The following is a 2,338-nucleotide window of genomic DNA, read 5'->3' as shown; positions in this document are numbered from 1 at the left end:
CGCCACGGCATGGAGCTTCAGGGGCTCGACCGCGTCTTCATCTGCTCGCGCCCCCCGGAGCTCGCGGGCCCCTGAACAGGGTGCCGGGCGCTGGCCGAACCACGATCCAGGCCTGACGGCGACGAAACCAACACTCGCCGGATCCGCCTTCGAGACGACCCCGACGGGGCGCTTCGCGACGATGGCGCGACACGCCGGGTCAGAGCGTCAAAGCGAGCGATTGAGCGTGATCTTGCCCTGCGAACCGCTCAGGATCACCTGGCCGTTCACCGTTTCCCATTTCTGCGTGCCGCGCAGCGCGAGCAGGAAGGCCTTTTCGAAAGCCATAGCGCCGCTGTCGCAGCTGCGCTTGGTCACCGCGATCGGGCCGACCGCGAAGCCCTGCTGACGCAGCGGATAGGCGGCGGCCGAGAAGGTGTTACAGCCGGCGAAGCCGGTTCCGCGCAGGTTCTGGTCGACGATCAGCGTGGCGCGGCGATCATAGACCGGCTTGCCGTTGAACTCGACCACGCTCCAGCTGGCGCCGAGCGGGAAGACCTTTTCGACGGGGGCTATCGGCATCTGCGATGCGTCGCCCGGCGGGGGCTGCTTGCGCCGGCTCTGCGCTTCGGCCGTGACCGGGACGAGCAGGCTAGCGCCGAGTGCAGCGAGAACGGCCGCCAAGCCGAGGCGTCGGATCATGATCGTCTTACCTGCATCTACTCATGCGGCCGCTCGGGCCCGAGACGGTTAACGCCTAGAGGCCAATTGCTCCAGGATCAAGGCGGGATGACACGCTGCGAGCGGCTCTCTCACAGAATGCTGCTAGATCCGGGCCGCCAGACGTTCCAGCAGCCGGTTCGACCGGCGGAAGACATAGGCCGGGGTGCTGACGGTGATGTCGTCGGCGCCGGCCTGCTCGAGCCTTTCGACGAGCGCGAACACCGCCTTGTCCGGGCAGTGCAGCGTCGCGGGCGTGCCGGGCGCGGGTTCGCCGAAGGGTAGCCTCGCCCCCACCTCGGCCGCCAGCGCCGCCAGCGCAGAGGCATCGAGCGACAGACGGGCGCGGACTTCGCGGAGCGTGCGGGCCTCTTCCTCGGCCGCGATGCGCGACAGGATGGTGCGGACGGCCCCGCGTGCCGTCTCGCTCCAGGGTGCGCGGGTGGAGGCGACGAGATTAGCCTCGGATGCCAGCATCACGCCGTCATCCAGCACCTTGAGCGCATTGGCCGCCAGCGTGGCGCCCGTTGTGGTGATGTCGACCACGATCTCGGCGGTCCCGGCGGCTGGCGCGCCTTCGGTCGCGCCGAGGCTCTCGACGATGCGATAATCGGCGAGGCCGTGCTGCGCGAAGAAGCGGCGGGTGAGGTTCACATATTTCGTCGCCACGCGCAGCTTGCGGCCATGGCGGGCCCGCATCGTCGAGGCGACATCCTCGAGGTCCGCCATGCTGCGAACGTCGATCCAGGCCTGCGGCACCGCTACGACGACATTGGCGTGGCCGAAGCCGAGCGGCGTCAGCATCTCGACGGCCGCATCGGCATCGGACAACTGCTCGCGCACGAGATCCTCGCCGGTGATGCCGAGATGGGCGGAGCCGGAGGCGAGCTGGGAGACGATCTCGGAGGCGGAGAGGAAGGCGACCTCGGCGCCCGGCACGCCGGCGATGGTGCCGCGATAGCCCCGCTCGCCGCTGGCCTTGACGAATTTGAGGCCGGCGCGGCCGAAGAAGGCGGTCGCGTTTTCCTGCAGACGCCCCTTGGAGGGAACGGCCAGGACGAGCGGTGCGTCGGTCCGGCTCATGCGGCGGCTCCTGCTTGCGCGGTGTCCGTCAACCGGTCGAGCCAGATCGAGGCACCGACGGCCGGCACGGACCGGGCGGCGCCGAGGCGGCCGAGCAGCGTGTCGTAGCGGCCGCCGCCGGCCACGGGCTTGACGTTCTCCCGGGCGGGATCGTGCAGCTCGAAGATGAAACCGCTGTAGTAGTCGAGATTGCGGGCGAAACCCGGCGTGAAGCGGATCGCGCCGACATCGACGCCGCGCGCGGCGAGAAAGCCTGTGCGCTCGTCGAAGGCGTCGAGTTCGCGGGCAAGGTCGAGGGAGGCCTGGTCGGCCAATGCGCGCAGGCTGGCGGAGGCAGCGTCCGGATCGCCGGAGACGGCGAGCACCTGGCCGAGCAGCGCCTTCACATCGGCGTTCACCGGGTTCTCGCGCTCTGCTGCGCGGGCGAGGAAGCGCTCGGCTATGTCGGCTGCACTGCGTCCGCCCACCGTCGAAATGCCGGCGATGGACAGAACGTCCTCGACGAAGGCGCGGGCGGCCTTCGGATCCTGCCCTTCCAGCGCCTTCAGCAGGCCGG

At 69.6% G+C, this 2,338-nt stretch carries 3 protein-coding genes; all 3 read right to left on the bottom strand.

All coding sequences use genetic code 11. From position 1 onward, the window contains the following. Positions 1 to 207 precede the first annotated feature (207 nt). A complete protein-coding gene (locus tag ACOJTB_RS11375) occupies positions 208 to 681 on the bottom strand; it encodes an META domain-containing protein (protein WP_420102632.1) in 474 nt (157 codons plus the stop codon). A 123-nt stretch (positions 682 to 804) separates the two neighbouring features. Continuing rightward, on the bottom strand, positions 805 to 1,782 hold the full coding sequence (gene hisG, locus ACOJTB_RS11370; RefSeq protein ID WP_420102631.1) for an ATP phosphoribosyltransferase: 978 nt from the start codon (positions 1,780 to 1,782) through the stop codon (positions 805 to 807). Then, positions 1,779 to 2,338: ATP phosphoribosyltransferase regulatory subunit (locus ACOJTB_RS11365; RefSeq protein WP_420102630.1), on the bottom strand; the 560-nt coding region annotated here is incomplete at its 5' end. The genes hisG and ACOJTB_RS11365, both read right to left, overlap by 4 nt.

This window comes from Allobosea sp., assembly GCF_048595345.1.
In the GTDB taxonomy this organism is placed as follows: domain Bacteria; phylum Pseudomonadota; class Alphaproteobacteria; order Rhizobiales; family Beijerinckiaceae; genus Allobosea.
This window is presented reverse-complemented; position numbering and strand designations above follow the sequence as displayed.